General features: G+C 36.2%; 2 protein-coding genes. Both read right to left on the bottom strand.

Features of this window, described 5'->3' with window-relative positions; translation table 11 throughout:
* The coding region (cas1, locus tag FD07_RS11760) for a type II CRISPR-associated endonuclease Cas1 (RefSeq protein WP_057161954.1) at positions 1 to 850 on the bottom strand (850 nt) is incomplete at its 3' end.
* A 228-nt stretch (positions 851 to 1,078) separates the two neighbouring features.
* Positions 1,079 to 2,598, bottom strand: a 1,520-nt coding sequence (gene cas9 / locus FD07_RS11765) for a type II CRISPR RNA-guided endonuclease Cas9 (protein ID WP_275453071.1), incomplete at its 5' end; no start/stop codon positions are given.

Here is a 2,598-nt window from a genome sequence, read left to right on the forward strand (position 1 = left end):
TGCACTTGATTTGACAATTGAGGGCTAAATATTTAAGACAATCAACAACATATTTTTCGATTACATTACTTAAAATTTCTGTTTTTCCTTCATAAGTCAACTCCAAATCAAATAATCTTACCAATCCTAACTTGACCCCCGGAGTTAAATCTAGAATTTTTTGTTGAGCAACCCAATAATCAGTAATTGGTCGAAATGGCTCCATTAGATCAGAGCCCAAATTATACGCATTACCTGCATTATCATGATGAATACCAAAACATGTTAGATAGCCTTGAGCAACAATCACCCGATCAACCATCGAAAGTAAAATCGAGTACCCATAATTCAAAGCTGCATTAACTGGCGTAAAATCCGATCGAGAAAAATCTGTCCCAAATAAAAGTGGAAAATACTTTCTAGCAACGACGGCTTCGCGATTTGTAATATCATTAAGTTCAATCTTATCCAATTCATCTTGCAACACGTCTGCATTCTTATTCAAAAGTTCAACAACAGATACTTGATTCTTTAACTTTGCAATGACAATTCTTGTCCAAAGATTAGCAACACGTGATACATCCCAGTTAACCTGAGATGAAATTAATCTCGCCGTTCGGTTCTTAGGATAACATTCACTAGTATCACAAATTGGTTGACCATCTCGCCCCGTGAAGATAATCTTCACATGATTCTCAGAAAGTGAAGCAACTGCTGCTGTTGTAATCACAGCTTGTAACGTTTGAATGACAACAACGTTGAGGCTTGAAATAGGTGTGTGAAATTTTTCTGTATCCGTATGAATCAACAAATTTCCAGATGAAAGAGAGATCTTCGCATGTTGACTAATTATTAAATTTCGCCATCCCAATAGCATCTCCTCCTTGCACTTCGTATCCAAACATGATATTCTCTAATTGTCGAGTTGACCTGCTTGACCTTATTGATTTACCATCTACAACGTTAAAATCAATCGAGATGACTTTTGNAACGTTAAAATCAATCGAGATGACTTTTGGAAGTCACCGTAACAAGTATTCTATTATGAGCTCTTGTGAGCCTACATATGTGATGCCCTTTGGGGGTATCACATTTTTTATTATAGATTCTTAAGAAAAATCTGACGAGTAAATAATCCTGTAGGCGATTGGAAAATCAGACTCGCCTTATCTGTTAACACCGCTCCTTTGTTCGGATGACCATTGTGTTTTCGTCGTATTCTACCAAATTCATCACCTAATCCAAAATATTTTAATTTAGCGAATTCGGTTCCCGCGTGCATTCCACGCATAATCTTTTTCAGAGTTTCAATCCTGTCATCTTCTGACAATTCATCAAATTTTTCTTCACTATCCGACATATTTTTAAGAGTTTGATTATCTTTTCCCCACATTAGCGGATAGTATTCTTGAAACTGTTTCAATATCGACGAATATACATCTCTATCCGTTACTTTATCCTCCTCACTTGAATATCCTTTTTGTCGAAAATCCAAGTGTAATTGAGTGTCATATGACAAATATAATTGTTGATGATTACTAATCGATTTCGCCACTGACAAACCGAACGTACGCATCTTTCCATTAATCTCATCACGAACTGTCTGCTGTAGATAAACATGTGGTAAAACAACTTCAAATTTAAATTGCTTTCCATAGCCCACTACTTCTGATAAAAACAACTCGTGCAAGAATTTCTTTTCACTTAATCCATTTTTTTCTAGTCTTTTCACTTTCCCCAATTCCAGTTTAGAAACTCGCATAACCCAATAAGTTACTTCTTTTTTCTCAAATACTCTGAGAATACACATGTAAGCATCACTAGAACCAATATGTCCGCCATAGAGTTCAGTTGGCATGTCTTTCTTGTGCCGAATCAAGGTATTCTGCTTACTACCTTCTTTTTTGCCCTCTTTTGCCGCTTGTATTGTTTGCTGGAATAATTCACCATTATCGTTATACACTTCGTCTGTAACCAACATATGCTTAATCTCATATAGCCCTTTAAGGTATCGAATATCCTGTTTATCCCATAACAATTTTTTGGTCTTAGGATCAACTAATGCTGACTTATCTCCATGGATTATGTCTCTAATGAAGTTAAAGTTCCGGATCTTTCTGGTATCTTTTCCATATTTCCCATACACGAAATAACCCAAAGAATCTGGATATCGTTTCACCATATACATACCAATCCGTGCTGCTAACGCAGCGTCCATTGCATGATGATAATCATTTACTTCACGAATTTTAGGCAAGCTAAGTTCTTGTCGTAGCTGGTGTGATAATCCTTCACGTACCGATACTAACAACGTGTCTTGGAGATTATACTCTTGACTCAATACCTCGGTTGCCAGTCGAATAATCTGTCTTGTCTCAACTAACTGCCTGTTAGCAAACGTATCCGACTTATTTTCAAAAATATCATTTGTCATTTCTAAGTTAGCTAACTTTCGATTACTAATTAAACCGGCACGATTTAACACTTTCCAATTTGCTTGCACTCTAGCATCACAAATGGACAAGGCAAAGTTATCTCCCTTATCCTGATTATGTTGAGTTAACACTTTATTATCAAAAGAATCATCTTTAATCCGCAAATTGCAAGAACAAGTTAGTC

Source organism: Levilactobacillus parabrevis ATCC 53295, assembly GCF_001434055.1.
Classification (GTDB): domain Bacteria; phylum Bacillota; class Bacilli; order Lactobacillales; family Lactobacillaceae; genus Levilactobacillus; species Levilactobacillus parabrevis.